The organism is Mesorhizobium sp. M0296 (genome assembly GCF_040321675.1).
Taxonomy (GTDB): Bacteria; Pseudomonadota; Alphaproteobacteria; order Rhizobiales; family Rhizobiaceae; genus Mesorhizobium.
The window spans coordinates 41824-56988 of sequence record NZ_JAMYRZ010000036.1; the positions used below are offsets into that span (position 1 = coordinate 41824).

General features: G+C 62.1%; 14 protein-coding genes. 11 read left to right on the forward strand and 3 right to left on the reverse strand.

The window, feature by feature from the left end; translation table 11 throughout:
- The first annotated feature begins 31 nt into the window (after window positions 1–31).
- The 6 genes from NKI97_RS27285 (at window position 32) to NKI97_RS27310 (ending at window position 6488) form a co-directional block, all read left to right on the forward strand.
- Entirely contained in the window at window positions 32–1582 is a 1551-nt protein-coding gene (locus NKI97_RS27285; protein ID WP_352837670.1) for a trimethylamine methyltransferase family protein, read from the forward strand.
- Between the two features lie 41 nt (window positions 1583–1623).
- Window positions 1624–3273, forward strand: coding sequence for an ABC transporter substrate-binding protein (locus NKI97_RS27290; protein WP_352747024.1), 1650 nt, complete (start codon window positions 1624–1626; stop codon window positions 3271–3273).
- Between the two features lie 105 nt (window positions 3274–3378).
- Window positions 3379–3858 carry a DUF3828 domain-containing protein gene (locus NKI97_RS27295; RefSeq protein ID WP_352747026.1) on the forward strand — a complete coding sequence of 160 codons (480 nt, stop codon included), beginning with the start codon at window positions 3379–3381 and terminating at the stop codon, window positions 3856–3858.
- A gap of 4 nt (window positions 3859–3862) precedes the next feature.
- The gene (locus tag NKI97_RS27300) at window positions 3863–4396 is read left to right on the forward strand and encodes a hypothetical protein (RefSeq protein ID WP_352837672.1); all 534 of its coding nucleotides are present in this window, start codon (window positions 3863–3865) and stop codon (window positions 4394–4396) included.
- Window positions 4397–4407: 11 nt separating this feature from the next.
- Window positions 4408–5592, forward strand: coding sequence for a mandelate racemase/muconate lactonizing enzyme family protein (locus NKI97_RS27305; RefSeq protein ID WP_352837673.1), 1185 nt, complete (start codon window positions 4408–4410; stop codon window positions 5590–5592).
- A 110-nt stretch (window positions 5593–5702) separates the two neighbouring features.
- Entirely contained in the window at window positions 5703–6488 is a 786-nt protein-coding gene (locus NKI97_RS27310; protein ID WP_352837675.1) for an alpha/beta hydrolase, read from the forward strand.
- Between the two features lie 14 nt (window positions 6489–6502).
- Here NKI97_RS27310 and queF read toward each other — a convergent pair whose 3' ends face one another.
- Complete coding sequence (gene queF / locus NKI97_RS27315) at window positions 6503–6964, reverse strand: preQ(1) synthase (protein ID WP_352452275.1); 462 nt, start codon at window positions 6962–6964, stop codon at window positions 6503–6505.
- Window positions 6965–7078: 114 nt separating this feature from the next.
- Here queF and NKI97_RS27320 point away from each other — a divergent pair, with 114 nt between their 5' ends.
- A complete protein-coding gene (locus tag NKI97_RS27320; RefSeq protein WP_352452274.1) occupies window positions 7079–9124 on the forward strand; it encodes an oxidoreductase in 2046 nt (681 codons plus the stop codon).
- A gap of 139 nt (window positions 9125–9263) precedes the next feature.
- Here the strand turns inward: NKI97_RS27320 and NKI97_RS27325 are convergent, their stop codons facing one another.
- Window positions 9264–9671: a hypothetical protein gene (locus tag NKI97_RS27325; RefSeq protein WP_352837677.1), complete on the reverse strand. Its 408-nt coding sequence runs from the start codon at window positions 9669–9671 to the stop codon at window positions 9264–9266.
- A 117-nt stretch (window positions 9672–9788) separates the two neighbouring features.
- Between NKI97_RS27325 and NKI97_RS27330 the strand changes: the two genes are divergently transcribed.
- A complete protein-coding gene (locus NKI97_RS27330) occupies window positions 9789–10217 on the forward strand; it encodes a MarR family winged helix-turn-helix transcriptional regulator (protein ID WP_023674397.1) in 429 nt (142 codons plus the stop codon).
- A gap of 20 nt (window positions 10218–10237) precedes the next feature.
- Window positions 10238–10480, forward strand: coding sequence for a type II toxin-antitoxin system Phd/YefM family antitoxin (locus NKI97_RS27335; RefSeq protein ID WP_352452273.1), 243 nt, complete (start codon window positions 10238–10240; stop codon window positions 10478–10480).
- A gap of 5 nt (window positions 10481–10485) precedes the next feature.
- Here NKI97_RS27335 and NKI97_RS27340 read toward each other — a convergent pair whose 3' ends face one another.
- The gene (locus NKI97_RS27340; protein ID WP_352837679.1) at window positions 10486–12558 is read right to left on the reverse strand and encodes a putative bifunctional diguanylate cyclase/phosphodiesterase; all 2073 of its coding nucleotides are present in this window, start codon (window positions 12556–12558) and stop codon (window positions 10486–10488) included.
- Window positions 12559–12823: 265 nt separating this feature from the next.
- Between NKI97_RS27340 and NKI97_RS27345 the strand changes: the two genes are divergently transcribed.
- Window positions 12824–14011, forward strand: coding sequence for a glycine C-acetyltransferase (locus NKI97_RS27345; protein WP_352749505.1), 1188 nt, complete (start codon window positions 12824–12826; stop codon window positions 14009–14011).
- Window positions 14012–14107: 96 nt separating this feature from the next.
- The gene (gene tdh, locus NKI97_RS27350; protein ID WP_352452270.1) at window positions 14108–15142 is read left to right on the forward strand and encodes an L-threonine 3-dehydrogenase; all 1035 of its coding nucleotides are present in this window, start codon (window positions 14108–14110) and stop codon (window positions 15140–15142) included.
- The last annotated feature ends 23 nt before the right edge of the window (window positions 15143–15165 follow it).

Sequence of the window (15165 nt, forward strand, 5' to 3'; positions counted from 1 at the left end):
AGATTGGTCGAGACAGGAAGATGGAGCCTCCATGAACGCACCGGCCGTTGAAGTGAGCGAACACACCAACCGCCGCAGCGGTGGCCGCCTGGGGCGCAAGGCGCTGCGGGGCGCACCCATAGCGTCGTTTCCAACCCTGGTCCGCCAGATCCCCGTCTATCAGATGGTTCCGGACGAGGCGGTGGAGCTGATCCACCAGGAGTCGCTCTCCATCCTCGAAGAAGTGGGATGCGAGTTCCGCGACGACGAGGCGATCGCAATGTGGAAGGCGGCGGGCGCCGATGTCTCGGAGACAAGGGTCCGGATCGACCGCGCCCTGCTGATGGAGCTCATCTCGAAGGTCCCGCCGGAGTTCACGCTCAATGCGAGGAATCCCCAGCGTTCCGTACGTGTGGGTGGCAACAACTCCATCTTCGTGCCGATGTACGGGGCGCCTTACGTGCGCGACCTCGACAACAACAGGCGCTACGGCACACTCGCCGACCTCAACAATTTCCACAAGCTCGCCTACATGGCGCCGGCGCTGCATTCGTCGAGCTCGATCATCTGCGAGCCGATGGAAATCGCGGTGCCGAAACGTCACCTCCACATCATCCATTCGGCGCTGAAGCACTCCGACAAGCCGTTCATGGGCATCGTGACCTCCAGGGATCGAGCCGAAGACACGATGGCGATGGCAGGCATCGTGTTCGGCGAGGACTATGTCCGCGACAACCCGGTCCTGGTGTCGATCACCAACTGCAATTCGCCGCTGGTGTGGGACGCCACCATGCTGGACGCGATGAAAGTCTATGCGCGCCACAACCAGCCGCTGATCCTCGCCCCCTTCGCCCTTTGCGGCGCCTCGACTTCGGCCTCTGCCGTCGGTGCGGTCGCGCAGGTCAATGCCGAAGCGCTGGCGGGCGTCGCGTTCACACAGCTCCTGCGTCCGGGTTCGCCGCAGATCTACGGACAGTTCATGGTGACGGTCGACATGAAGACCGGCGCTCCCATGGGCGGCACGCCGGAGGCGGCCCAGATGATGTATCTCATGGGCGCGCTGGCGCGGAAGTATCGTCTGCCGTGGCGCACGTCCGGTTTCCATGTCGGCTCGAAGCTGAACGACGCCCAGGCGGGCTACGAGGCGAACATGCTGATGCATGCCGCCATCCTTGCCGGCGCCAACTACATCTGGCACTCCGCCGGTTGGCTCGAGGCCGGCCTGACCTGCGGCTATTCGAAATTTGCCACCGACTGCGAGCAGCTTGTCGGCTGGTACAAATATGCTGGCGGGCTGCCATTCGACGATTTCAAGGAGGCTATGGCGGCTATCCGCGAGGTCGGACCGCAGGGCCATTTCCTCGGCACCCAGCACACGCTTGAACATTTCGAGTCCGCCTTCTTCATACCGAGCATCATGGACTTCAATTCGTTCGAACAGTGGAAGGCGGAAGGAGCAAAGGACCACGACACCCGCGGCCGCGAGAAAGCGCGCAACATGCTCGCCGATTATGAGGAGCCGAAGCTCGATGAGGGCATCGCCGATGGTCTCAAAGATTTGATTGCGCGGCGCGAGGAGAAACTGCCGGACAGCGTTAGTTGATCACGGGCGAAGACCCGATGCGAACCATAAGGGAGGAAAAAATGACACTCTTCAGAAGCAACGGCGATCGCGTACCGAGCGCCATCGAAGCAATGGCCAGCGAGGCGCGCGCCGGTCGCGTCGACCGGCGGGAGTTTCTGGCCCTGGCAAGCGCTTTCGGCGCATCGACGGCCCTTGCCTACGGCATGATTGGACTTGCCGTGCCGGAGCGGGCTTTGGCTGAAGAGCCGAAGAAAGGCGGAACGCTGCACGTTTCGATGTCGGTGAAGGCGCAAAAGGACACGCGCACCTACGACTGGGTGGAACTTGCGAACATTTCACGCTGCTGGCTCGAGCCGCTTGTCCGCTACACCCGCCAGTTCACATTCGAGCCGGTTCTGCTCGAAGGCTGGGAGGTCAACGACGACGCCACCGAATACGTGCTGCATGTGCGCAAGGGCATCGCCTGGAACAACGGCGATGCTTTCAACGCCGATGACGTGGCCTACAATCTGACGCGCTGGTGCGAGAAGGCTGCCGCCGGCAATTCGATGGCCGCGCGCGTCGGTGCGCTGATCGATGCAAAGACCGGCAAGGCCAGGGAAGGGGCGATCACCAAGGTCGACGACAACACGGTGAAGCTGAAGCTGAACGAACCGGACATCTCGCTGATCCCGAACTTCACCGACTATCCGGCGCTGGTGGTCCATCGCAACTTCGACGCCGACGGCGCCAATCCGATTGAGAAGCCGATTGGCACCGGGCCGTTCGAACTGGTGTCTTATGCGGTCGGCCAGAAAGCGGTCGTCAAGCGTCGTGAGAATGGCAAATGGTGGGGCGGTGAAGCGCTTCTCGACGGCGTCGAATTCATCGACTACGGAACCGATTTCAACGCCTCGATAAATGCATTCGACTCCGGCGAAATCGACCTCAACTTCGAGACGCCGGCCGACTTCATAGACATCCTCGACAAGATGGGGCTGGTCAAATCGGAGGTCGCGACAGCGACCACGCTCGTCGCCCGGACCAACATCACGAACAAGCCCTATGACGACAAGCGGGTTCGCAACGCCCTCCAGATGGCCGTCGACAACAAAGCGGTGCTCGAACTTGGCTACGCCGGGCGAGGCACTGTTGGTGAAAACCACCACGTCAGCCCGATTCATCCGGAATACTACGCGCTGCCCAAGAAGACACGCGACGCCGCGGGCGCCAGGAAGCTTATGGCCGATGCCGGGCAGGACGACTTCGAGCATGAACTGATCACCGTCGAGGACGATTGGCAAAAGAACACCGGCGACGCTATTGCCGGCCAGTTGCGCGATGCCGGGATCAAGGTGAAGCGCACCGTGCTGCCGGGGTCGACCTTCTGGAACGACTGGACGAAATACCCCTATTCGATGACCATCTGGTACATGCGCCCGCTTGGCGTACAGGTGTTGGCGCTCGGCTATCGCACCGGCGAGGCCTGGAACGAAACCGGCTACTCGAACCCTGATTTCGACGCCAAGCTCAAGCAGGCTCTTTCGCTCATCGACGTGGAAAAGCGCCGCGAGGTCATGAAGGACATCGAGCAGATCCTGCAGGATTCGGGCGTCATCATTCAGCCGTTTTGGCAGAAGCTGTTCAGCCACATGAATGAGAAGGTGAAGAACTACGGTGTCCACCAAACCTTCGAGATGGATCTCCAGGATGTCTGGCTGAACGCCTGAGTTGCCAGCAGACGAGACGTTGCAGGATTTCATGGACCGCAAGAAAGCCGACGGGCAAGATGCGTGGTACTGATAGCTTCCGTCAGTGAACAATCGGGGACACCCATGAAACTGCCACTTTTTGTTGCCGCGCTTTCGATGGCCGTGCCGGCGGCCGCGTTTGCCGGCCCTGCTGCCAACGCCGTGAAGTTCTTTTATGTCCCGTCGGTCAAATTCGAGGCCGATGCGCAATATCGCGACCGCTTCACCGCACCGGTGACGAAACTGTTCGAACTGAACGACAATGCCGCAAAGAACCATCCGGATGAAGTTCCCTGCATCGACTTCGCCCCTGGTCTCGATGCGCAGGACTATGACGAGAAGACCGTGGCCAAGACGCTGACGCTGGCCGAAACGCTGGATGGCGACAGCGCCGAGGTGACGGCGACGTTCAACCTTTTTCCGGAAGGCGATGATTCCAAACGCGAAATGGTCTGGTCGTTGAAGAAGATCGACGGCCATTGGAAGATCGCCGACATCACCTCGAAGACCAGCGGCTGGACCCTGAGTGCGCTCGAATGCCTTGCCGGGCAGTCGCCGGAGTGATGCCGTGCTCCGCTGCCGTCCCTGGGTTCTGGCGACTGCGTGCCTGCTGGCCGGATTGAGCAGCGCCGCCGCTCAGGGCCTGTTCGGCGCGCCGCCCGCAAACGCGCCGGCCGACAGTGCGGCACCTCCGCCGGCAGAAAACGCACCCGTGCAGCCGGGCTCGCCGACTGCGGTGGTGAAGCCGTTCTACGAGCATGCCGGGCTCGAGGTCGATCCGGCTCAGCGGGGCCATTTCACCGACCCGGCAAAGTCGGTGCTCGACAAGAGCGATGCTCTCCGCAAGTCGGGGCAGGGCGAGTGCCTCGATCCCAACATGGCACTCGACAATTCCGAATACGACAAGGCGGAGATCGACAACAGCCTGAAGACCATCGAAGCGATCAAAGGCGACGAGGCCAAGGTCGTCGTCGCCTTCGTCGTCGCCGGCAACCCGCACCGGCTGGAGTGGAAATTCAGGAAAGTCGATGGCGACTGGAAGATATCCGACCTTCTCTCGGTGACCGGCGAATGGGCGCTCAGCCAATACCAGTGCGAGTGAGAACGGAACCGATGAAGATCACCAACATCCGCGTCACCCACGTCAACGTCCCGCTCGATGCTCCGTTCTGGTGGACGGCTGGTCTCTACGGCGGCGCCTCGAAATCGATCATCGAGGTCGAGACGGACGAAGGCGTGGTCGGACTGGGCGAGGCGCCATGGTGGCATTTCGGCGAGGTGATCAAGGCCGAGATCGCGCCGGCGCTGATTGGCGCCGATCCGCTCGACATCGCCGACTGCGAGGCGCGCTGTGTGCCGCCCTGGCAGATCACCGCCAACACCGGCGAGAACGCAGCCACGGTGGCGTTCGGCGCCGTCGAACTGGCGCTGTGGGATATAAGAGGCAAGGTCTTCGGCATGCCGCTCTACAAGCTGCTCGGCGGCGCGGTGCGCAAGGACATTCCGTTTTCGGAATATTTCGCCTTTCGCCCCGCTCAAGGCGGAGCCGGCGGCGAGATGACCGCCGAAGCGATCGTCGACTACTGTCTCGGCATGCGAGAACAGCACGGCTCGACGATCTTCGAGGGCAAGCTGATCATGGGCGATCCCGAGCTCGAGATCAGGACAGTGCGCATGCTGCGCGAGGCGCTTGGCGATAAAGCGCAGATCAAACTCGATTCCAACATGCAGTGGTCGCTGACCACAGCGCGCTGGGTGCTGCGCGAGATCGAGCCGTTCAACATCCGCAATTACGAGGATCCGGTCGCGACCTTCGACGAGATGGCTGCGCTGCGCCAGCATTCGCGCATTCCGTTCTCCACCCACATCCCGGATATCAGACGGGCAGTCGCGCTCGGTGCGCCGGATTACTTCGTCTGCAATTTCGCAGCACTCGGCGGATTGTCCAAAACTCTGAAATTCATCGCCGCCTGTGAGGCGATGGGCAAGGGGTTCTGGTGCTATTCGAACGATCTCGGCATCATGACATCGGCTTATCTGCACGTCGTAGCGGCGACGCCGTGGATCACGGAAGCGTCGCAGTCGCTGTTTCGCTGGCAGATCGGCGACGTCATCAAGGATGGCCCATTCCGTCAGATCGCCAACACGGTGCGTGTGCCGGAGGGTGACGGGCTGGGCGTCGAACTCGATCCGGCGGCAATGAAACGCTGGTCAGCGCACTTTGCCGAACACGGGCCGATGCACCATTTCAGCGACCCGAACAACCCCAGCCGCTACCGGCGGCTGCCGCTCAACTGATGCGAAGTGCACGTGACCGATCGATGAGAAGAGGTCCTGTCGTGGTTGCTTTATTCGCGGCGGTTTGCGTCCTGGCCTGCGCTGTCACCTGGGAGGCAGGAAGCCGCGCGGTGGCCCGCGTGCCTCAGCAAAGCTTCACGCTGCCTGTGGGGTTACCGGTGGAGCGCATCGTTCTGAAGCAGGAGGGCGCGCCCGACCTCGCCGGTTGGGTGGCGGATCGGCAGGACAGTTGCGGAACAATCGTGCTGTTACACGGACGCGGTTCAAACAAGCTGGCCATGGTTCCAAGAGCGAAGCTGCTTTTCGAAAGCGGCTACTCGATCGTGCTGTTCGATCTGTCGGGACATGGCGAAAGCGGCGGCGATATCAGAGGCTTTGGTTACATCGAACGGCAGGACGCCAGCCGCATCCTCGCCTTTGCGCGGCAACGCTTCGCCGGTCGCAAGGTGGCGGCCATCGGCTCGTCGCTCGGTGCGGCTGCTTTTGTATTTGGCGCTCAGCAGGAGCATGCCGATGCCTATGTCCTGGAGCAGATCTACGCGACTTTGCTGGAAACCACGGCGTTGCGAGCGCCCTTGCCTATGTTGCGCGACGTACAGGCGACCATCCTCTTGGCGCAGATGCAGCTCCGCCTTGGCTTCGGGGTAGATGATGTTAGGCCGGTCGATCGCATCGGCGAGATTCATCGGCCGATATTGCTGCTAGCAGGCAATTCGGATCCGTTTGTCGCTCGCAGCCAGACACTGGCGTTGAAAGATGCGGCAGGCGCTGACGCAAAGCTGGTCTGGTTCGACGGCGCGCGGCGCGTTGATCTCTATCGCTATGACCAACAGCGGTACCGCGACGCCGTGATGCCTTTCCTGGGGACCAACCTGTGCCGGACCGGGATCAGGTGAGCCGCTCCGTCCGATTAGCCGCGCCCGCGATAGGGGGCGACGCCGGTGTCGGGCAGCCACACACCTTCCGGCGGCGCGCCGGTTTGCCAGAACACGTCGATCGGAATGCCGCCGCGCGGATACCAATAGCCGCCGATGCGCAACCACAATGGCTTGGTCGCGGCGATGATGCGGCGGCCGATCATGACGGTGCATTCTTCGTGGAAGGCGCCATGGTTGCGAAACGAGGTCATGAACAGCTTGAGCGACTTCGATTCCACCAGCAGCGCATCGGGTGCGTACTCGATGACGATATGGGCGAAGTCCGGCTGGCCGGTGACCGGGCAGAGCGAAGTGAATTCCGGGCAGGTGAAGCGAACGATGGCCGGCGGGCCGTCGCCACGCGAAAACGGCACGGTTTCCAGGACTGCGGCTTCAGGGCTCTGTGGCGCCTCGACGTTGGTGCCGAGCTGGGTGAGGTTTTTCGTATCGGTCATGAGCAGGTTCCTTGCTGCATGTCGCCCAAAACTGCGCAGCGATTTTGGGACAGCGACATGCGTAAAAACAGAAATTTGCCGCTCATTAGCACAATTTGAAACAGCAGGAAGATGATGACTAGCAACGACCCGCTCCTCCAGCCCTATCAGCTCAAGCATCTGACGCTGAAGAACCGGGTGATGTCGACCAGCCATGAGCCGGCCTATTCCGAGGACGGCATGCCGAAGGAACGCTATCGGCTCTACCATGCCGAAAAGGCCAAGGGCGGCATGGCGCTGACCATGACCGCCGGTTCGGCGATCGTCTCGCGCGACAGCCCGGCCGCTTTTGGCAATCTGCATGTCTATGACGACCGCATCGTGCCGTGGCTCGCCGAGCTTACCGATGCCTGCCACGAGCACGATTGCAAGGTGATGATACAGATCACCCATCTCGGCCGCCGCACCGGTTGGAACAAGGCCGACTGGCTGCCCGTCCTGTCGGCTTCGCCGGTGCGCGAACCGGCCCATCGCGCCTTTCCCAAGACTATCGAGGACTGGGATATCGAGCGCATCGTCGCCGACTATGCGGCGGCCGCGCAGCGCTGCCAGGCTGCCGGCCTCGACGGCATCGAGTTCGAAGCCTACGGCCATCTGATGGACGGTTTCTGGTCGCCGGCCACCAACCAGCGCGACGACGATTTCGGCGGCTCGCTCGACAACCGGCTGCGCTTCACCGGAATGGTGCTCGACGCAGTGCGTGCCGCGGTCGGCGAAAAGTTCGTCGTCGGCATCCGCATGGTCGCCGACGAGGATTTCGAGAAAGGCCTGTCGAAACAGGAGGGCGTCGAAATCGCCAGGCGGCTGGCCGGCTCCGGCAAGGTCGATTTCCTCAACATCATCCGTGGCTCGATCGAGACCGATGCGGCGCTGACCAAGGTCATCCCGGTGACCGGCATGCGCTCGTCACCGCATCTCGACTTCGCAGGGGAGGTGAGAGCGGCGACGAAATTCCCGACCTTCCATGCGGCGCGGATTTCCGACGTCGCCACCGCGCGTCACGCCATCGCCACCGGCAAGCTCGACATGGTCGGCATGACGCGCGCCCACATTGCCGACCCGCATATCGTCAAAAAAGTGATGGAAGGCCGCGAGCACGAGATCCGCCCTTGCGTCGGCGCCACCTATTGCCTCGACCGCATTTATGAGGGCGGCGAGGCGCTGTGTATCCACAATGCGGCGACGGGCCGCGAGGCTGATATCCCGCATATTATTCCGAAAACCGAGGGACCGAAGCGGAAGGTGGTCGTCGTCGGCGCCGGCGCCGGCGGGCTGGAGGCAGCGCGCGTCGCCGCCGAGCGCGGGCACCAGGTGACGGTGCTGGAAGCATCGAGCCAGGCCGGCGGCCAGGTGCGGCTGGCAACGCAAAACCCGCGCCGCAAGGAATTGATCGGCATCATCGACTGGCGCCTGGCCGAACTCGACCGGCTGGGCGTCGAGATCCGCTACGACAAATGGGCGGAGACGGACGACGTGCTGGCGCTGTCGCCGGACGTGGTGGTGGTCGCCACTGGCGGCCTGCCGCAGAACCCGCCTCTGACGGCGGGCGACGATCTCGTCACCTCGAGCTGGGACATCATGGCCGGCAGCGTCAAGCCGGCCGAGAACGTGCTGCTCTATGACGACAACGGCGGCCACCAGGGCATGGGTGCCGCCGAACTGATCGCCAATAGCGGCGCCAGGCTGGAGCTGGTTTCACCAGAGCGCTTCTTCGCCCCGGAAATGGGCGGCATGAATCATGTGCCCTACATGCGCGCCTTCCAGGAAAAGGGGGTCACGGTGACCATCAACACACGGCTACGTTCTGTGCGGCGCGAAGGCAACCAGCTGATCGCCGAGCTCGCCTCCGACTTCGCCGATGGCTGGCGCGGCGAGCGGCGCGTCGACCAGGTGGTGGTCGAGCACGGCACGCTGCCGCTCGACGATCTCTACCTGGCGCTGAAGCCGCTGTCGAAGAACGCCGGCGCGATCGATTACGAAAAACTGGTCAATGGCGGCGACATCTTTCCGGTGCGCAATCCGCAGAGTGGTTTCGTGCTCTTCCGCATCGGCGATGCAGTAGCCTCGCGCAACATCCACGCCGCAATCTATGACGGCATCAGGTTCGGCTTGCGGATCTGAGGAATATTTTGGATTGATTGGTGGCGCGCAGCCGAACCTCCGTACGGAGAGCCACCAGGCACGTCGGTCCGGTCTGCGCGCCGCGCACGCCGCCGGCTATCGCCGGGCACCGTACGATCTTGCGATTGCGGCAGGACGCTCAAAACATCCCGGCGGTGGCCATGCAGAACACGGTGATGACCAGCAGGCCGCCAGCGATGCGTTCGCCTTTTGTCATCTTGGCGCGCAATTGGGTTTGCTTCGCCGCATCGGCCCCGGCCAACTGCCTGCTGGCGGAACCCACCAGCGCGCCCTGAACCCCGGCGGCGATTAACGCCGTCAAGATGCCCAGCGCCAAGACCTTCTCCATCGAGCCGAAAGAGCCGTTGTGGAAGAAATACCACAGCAGCAAGCCCGTGAGGAAAACCACGCCGGCTGCGCCCATTTGCGGCCGGAAGAAACGTTCCGCCCTGATCTCCGGTTCGCGGGCGACCGCGATGGTGGTGCCGGCCCAGAACACGCCCGCCATGACGTGAAGGCCGAGGACGATGATGTAGACATATTGCATGACCGCATATCCTCTCTTGCCCACCGCCAGGCATATTGATAGATATCAAATGATTAGATGTCAACGCATAAGCTCGAGCCGGTTCCTTAGGCTTTGCCCTTGTTCTAGTGTCGGATCATGACGCCCTTTGACCGCCCGCCGATCGGGATGAATCTCGCGCGCACCGCCAAGCTGGTTGCGCAGGCTTTCGACGCTGCCTTGGTCGAGGCAGGCGGCACGCTGCCGGTCTGGGTCACGTTGCTGTCGGTCAAGTCGCGGGAGCTGGCCAACCAACGCGAGCTCGCCGGCATGATCGGCATCCGGGGCGCAACGCTGACCCACCACCTCAACGCCATGGAGACGCAAGGCCTGCTGATGCGCCGCCGCGATCCCGAGAACCGCCGGGTTCACCAGGTGGAGCTGACCCAAGCCGGAGAAGCGCTGTTCCTGAAATTGCGCACCGCCGCGTTAGCCTTCGACAAGCGGCTGCGGAAAGGACTGTCCGACGACAGGCTGGCGGAGTTTGCACAGGTGCTGGCCGCGTTGCGGGCCAATGTCGAGGGTTAGAAATTAGGATAGGAAACGCCATGCGCGAAATTTCGCTGAAGGATGCCGGGGCTACACTCTCGGCGCTACTCGATCAGGTCGTCGCGGGAGAACCCGCCATCATCACCCGGCACGGCCGCAAGCAGGCGGTCATTCTGTCGTTTCAGGACTACGAAAGACTGGCGCGTGTGCCCAGCTTTGGACAATTGCTGGCAGGATTTCCCGGTGATGAGGATGACCTTCCGCCTCGGCAGATCAGGTCGGTTCGCAAGTCCGAACCATGACGGATCTACGCCCGGCAGCCCTGCAGCACCGTCAGCCTGGCCTTCTTGGGCGTTCGCGCCAGCAGCCATTCGCGCACGCTGTCCGGCGGCATCGGGAAAGCGATGGAATAGCCTTGCACCTGGTCGCAGCCGATCGCCATCAGCGAGTCGAGCTCGGCTTCGGTTTCAGCGCCCTCGGCAACGATCGAGATGCCGAGACCGCGGGCGAGTTCTGTGAGGGCACGCACGATCTTGGTGTTGCCGCTGTTCTCGTTGATGTTCTGGACGAAACGGCGGTCGATCTTCAGCCGATCGATCTCGTTTGGATTGACATGGCTGAGCGATGCGTAGCCGGTGCCGAAATCATCGAGCTCAAGATGGATGCCGGCGGCGCGAATGTGCCGCAGCTTTGCCGCGATACCGGTCTTCTCGTCGTCGAGGATGACGGATTCGACGATCTCCAGCGACAGTTTGTGCGCTGGCAGGCCAGCCCTCTCCAGCATGTCGAACAGGAAGACTTCGAAATCTGTCTCGCGCAGCTCCGAGCCGGATACATTGACGGCGATCCGCCCGAAGGCGATGCCTGCGCGGTTCCATTCGGCTGCTTCGTCGATCGCCTTGGCAATGACGATGCGGCCGATCTCGGGCATGAGTCCGCATTTTTCCGCGATCGGAATGAACTCGCCCGGCGCGATCATGCCGCGCTCGGCATGTCTCCAGCGAACCAGAGCCTCGATGCCGCTGATGCCGCCGTCCCACAGCGAGACTTGCGGCTGGAAATAGACTTCGAACGCCTTCTCCGAGATGGCGGTCCTGATGTCGAGCTCGAGCTGCTTGCGATAATCGAGTTCGTGCCTCAGCTCCTCGGAGAAGAACGACAAGCTGCCGCCGCCCTGCTTCTTGGCGGAATACAGCGCCAGATCGGCATGGACGAGCAGATCCTGCGCATTGTCGGCGTCGACAGGGTAGACCGCAATCCCGGCACTTACGCCCGGATGGATTGTCGTGCCTCGAAAGACGATCGGCTTGTTGAGCTTGGTCAGGATGCGCCGGGCGACGGTATCGATGTCCTCGGTGCTGCCGGCACCGTTGAGAATCATGACGAATTCATCGCCGCCGAGCCGCACGTTGAGATCCGACGTACGGCACGAATCACGCATGCGCTGCGCAGCCGCCACCAGCACATAATCGCCGGCGGCGTGGCCGAACGTGTCGTTGATCTGCTTGAACCGGTCGAGATCGAACTGCACAACGGCAACCCGTTCACGCCGTCGCCGCGCCGCATTGATCAGCGTATCGAAATGCTCGGTCAGGAAGGTGCGGTTGTGCAGGCCGGTCAGCCCGTCATGCACGGCGATAAAGGCCATGGAATTGCGCGCATCGACCAGCTCGCGCGTCCTGCGCAGGATGGCATTCGACATTGGCCTGAAAATGAAAAGCGCCACCAGCACGATGACGCCGATGGTCGAGTAGAACAATGTGCGGTTAAGATCGAGAAGTGTTTCGGATCGCTGGTCTGCAAAGGCGCTGATGCGCTGGCCAAGTGCGGCATAGCCCGACAATGTTGCGTTGGCAACGGAAGCGTTCAGGTTGACGCGCTCCTCTCCGCCTTTGTAGCCACCATTGCCGGCCATGTTGAGCCGCGATTCGAATGACGAGATCAGGCGTTCGCCGTTGGCGATAAGCCCGACCGAGAAATAGTCGAGATGGTACGGCTTGGCGAAAAGCACGCTCTCGATCGATTTCGGATCGAACCTTGCCGGCGACGCCGGATCGGCGGCGGTCCGTTCGAGCAGCAGATCGTAGTTCTTCTCGAACTCCACCGTCGCTTGCTTGAGCGCGCTAACCAGGGCCGGCTGCTGGTCGCGTGAAGCGCTGCCTGTCGCGCCGGCGAGGAAGACGATGCGCTGCGACAGGGCTTTCTGTGTGCTGACGATATCGAGCAGCGCCTGATTGTGCCGTTGGGTAGACATCACCTGTTGCAGCAGGATGAAGGAGGCCACGACCATGGCGGCTATGATCAACAGAGCCAGCCAGTAGCCGGATTTGATCAGGAGTATGAGCCTGCCTGAAACGGCGTGCACCGGCTGCTGCGACATTTTCTGAGGCGGCCCTCTCGCCAACGAATTCTTGTCCGACAACCTTTGGCTTCAAAGTGTTAACAGGTTTGGGACGGCAGCAGGCCGGCGGCGACGACCGCGGCGGGAAACCCGCAAAGTGGTTATTGCAATCTTTCGCGGCGCCTCCGCATTTGAACATCGTGGCCTCTGCCGTGCCATTGCCGCCACCGAAGCGGTCGCTTTTGCGATGGATTTTTCGTCCGCGCGGCGCGACAGTCCTCGTCGATCTCAACAGGGCCTGATCATGACCGAAGCATTCCTTTCCCACATCGACAGCGAGCTTGAAGGACTGAAATCGGCCGGCCTTTACAAATCCGAACGGGTGATAACCTCGACCCAATCGGCCGAGATCGAGGTCGGCGGCGAGAAGGTGCTGAATTTCTGCGCCAATAATTATCTCGGCCTCGCCGACAGCGCCGAACTGCGGAAAGCGGCCAAGCAGGCGCTTGACCGCTACGGCTACGGTATGGCGTCGGTGCGCTTTATCTGCGGCACGCAGGAAGAACACAAGCAGCTCGAGGCGACGATTTCTGGCTTCCTCGGCATGGAGGATACGATCCTCTACGGCTCCTGCTTCGACGCCAATGGCGGCCTGTTCGAGACGCTGCTCGGCGAGGAGGATGCGGTCATCTCCGATGCGCTGAACCACGCTTCGATCATCGACGGCGTGCGGCTGTCGAAGGCAAAGCGCTTCCGCTACGCCAACAACGACATGGCCGATCTGGAGGCGCGGTTGAAAGAGGCGCGCGACTGCCGGTTCCGGCTGATCGCCACCGACGGCGTGTTCTCTATGGATGGCATCATCGCCAATCTGAAGGGCGTCTGCGACCTCGCCGACAAATACGATGCGATGGTGATGGTCGACGACAGCCATGCAGTTGGTTTCGTCGGCAGGAATGGCCGCGGCTCGGCCGAACATTGCGGCGTCGAGGGCAGGGTGGACATCATCACCGGCACGCTTGGCAAGGCGTTGGGTGGCGCGTCGGGCGGCTACACTTCGGGCAGGAAGCAGGTAGTCGACTGGCTGCGCCAGCGCTCGCGCCCCTATCTGTTCTCCAACACGCTGATGCCGGCGATCGCCGGCGCCTCGATTCGGGTGTTCGAACTGGTCCGCAATGGCGATGCGTTGCGTCAGCGCCTATATGCCAACGCAGCGCGGTTTCGCTCCGAGATGGGCAGGCTCGGCTTTACACTGGCCGGCGCCGACCATCCGATCATCCCGGTGATGCTGGGCGACGCGACGTTGGCACAGGAAATGGCGGCGCGGATGCTGAAGCGCGGCATCTATGTCATCGGCTTCTCGTTCCCGGTGGTGCCGAAGGGCCAGGCGCGCATCCGCACGCAAATGTCGGCCGCCCATTCCAGCGCTGACATCGATCGTGCGGTTGAGGCGTTCGCCGCAGTCGGTCGCGAACTCGGCGTGATTTCCTGAGCGGCCGGGACCGAAAAGCGATTCCGGATCAAAAGATTCAAGCGACTAAGTTCAGGCGACTAAGGTTCAGGCGACTAAGGTTCAGGGGACAAGAGAATGTCGAACATGATGAAGGCGCTGGTCAAGGCCAAGGCCGAGCCGGGCATCTGGATGGAAGAGGTGCCGGTGCCGGAAATCGGTCCGAACGACGTGCTGATCAAGATCAGGAAGACGGCGATCTGCGGCACCGACGTGCACATCTACAATTGGGACCAGTGGGCGCAAAAGACGGTGCCGGTGCCGATGGTGACCGGCCACGAATTCGTCGGAACCGTCGCCGATTTCGGCACGGCGGTGACCGAGTACAAACTCGGCCAGCGCGTTTCCGGAGAAGGCCATATCGTCTGCGGCCATTGCCGCAACTGCCGGGCGGGCAGGGGGCATCTGTGCCGCAACACGCTCGGCGTCGGCGTCAACCGGCCGGGCGCCTTTGGCGAATACCTGGCGATCCCGCAGCACAATGTTGTGCCGATCCCCGACGACGTGCCGGACGAGATCGCGGCGATATTCGATCCCTTGGGCAATGCGGTTCACACCGCATTGTCCTTTGATCTCGTCGGCGAGGACGTGCTGGTCACCGGCGCCGGGCCGATCGGCATCATGGGCGCGCTGGTGGCGCAGTGCGTCGGCGCGCGAAAAGTGGTCATCACCGACATCAACCCGGTGCGCCTGGCACTGGCGAAAAAGCTCGGCGTCCAGCATGTCGTCGATGCGTCGAAGGAAAAGCTGCGCGACGTGATGCCGGCGCTCGGCATGACCGAGGGTTTTGACGTCGGCCTCGAAATGTCGGGCGCAGCCCCTGCCTTCCGCGACATGATCGACACCATGAACAATGGCGGCAAGATCGCCATTCTCGGCATCGCGCCGACCGGCTTCGAGATCGACTGGAACAAGGTCATCTTCAAGATGCTGCACCTGAAAGGCATCTACGGCCGCGAGATGTTCGAGACCTGGTACAAGATGATCGCGCTGGTGCAAGGCCCGCTCGATGTCAGCGGCCTGATCACGCATCGCATCGGCATTGACGACTATATTTCCGGCTTCGAGGCGATGAAGAGCGGCAATTCCGGCAAGGTGGTGATGGATTGGTAGCGCCACGCCCATTGCTGTCATGT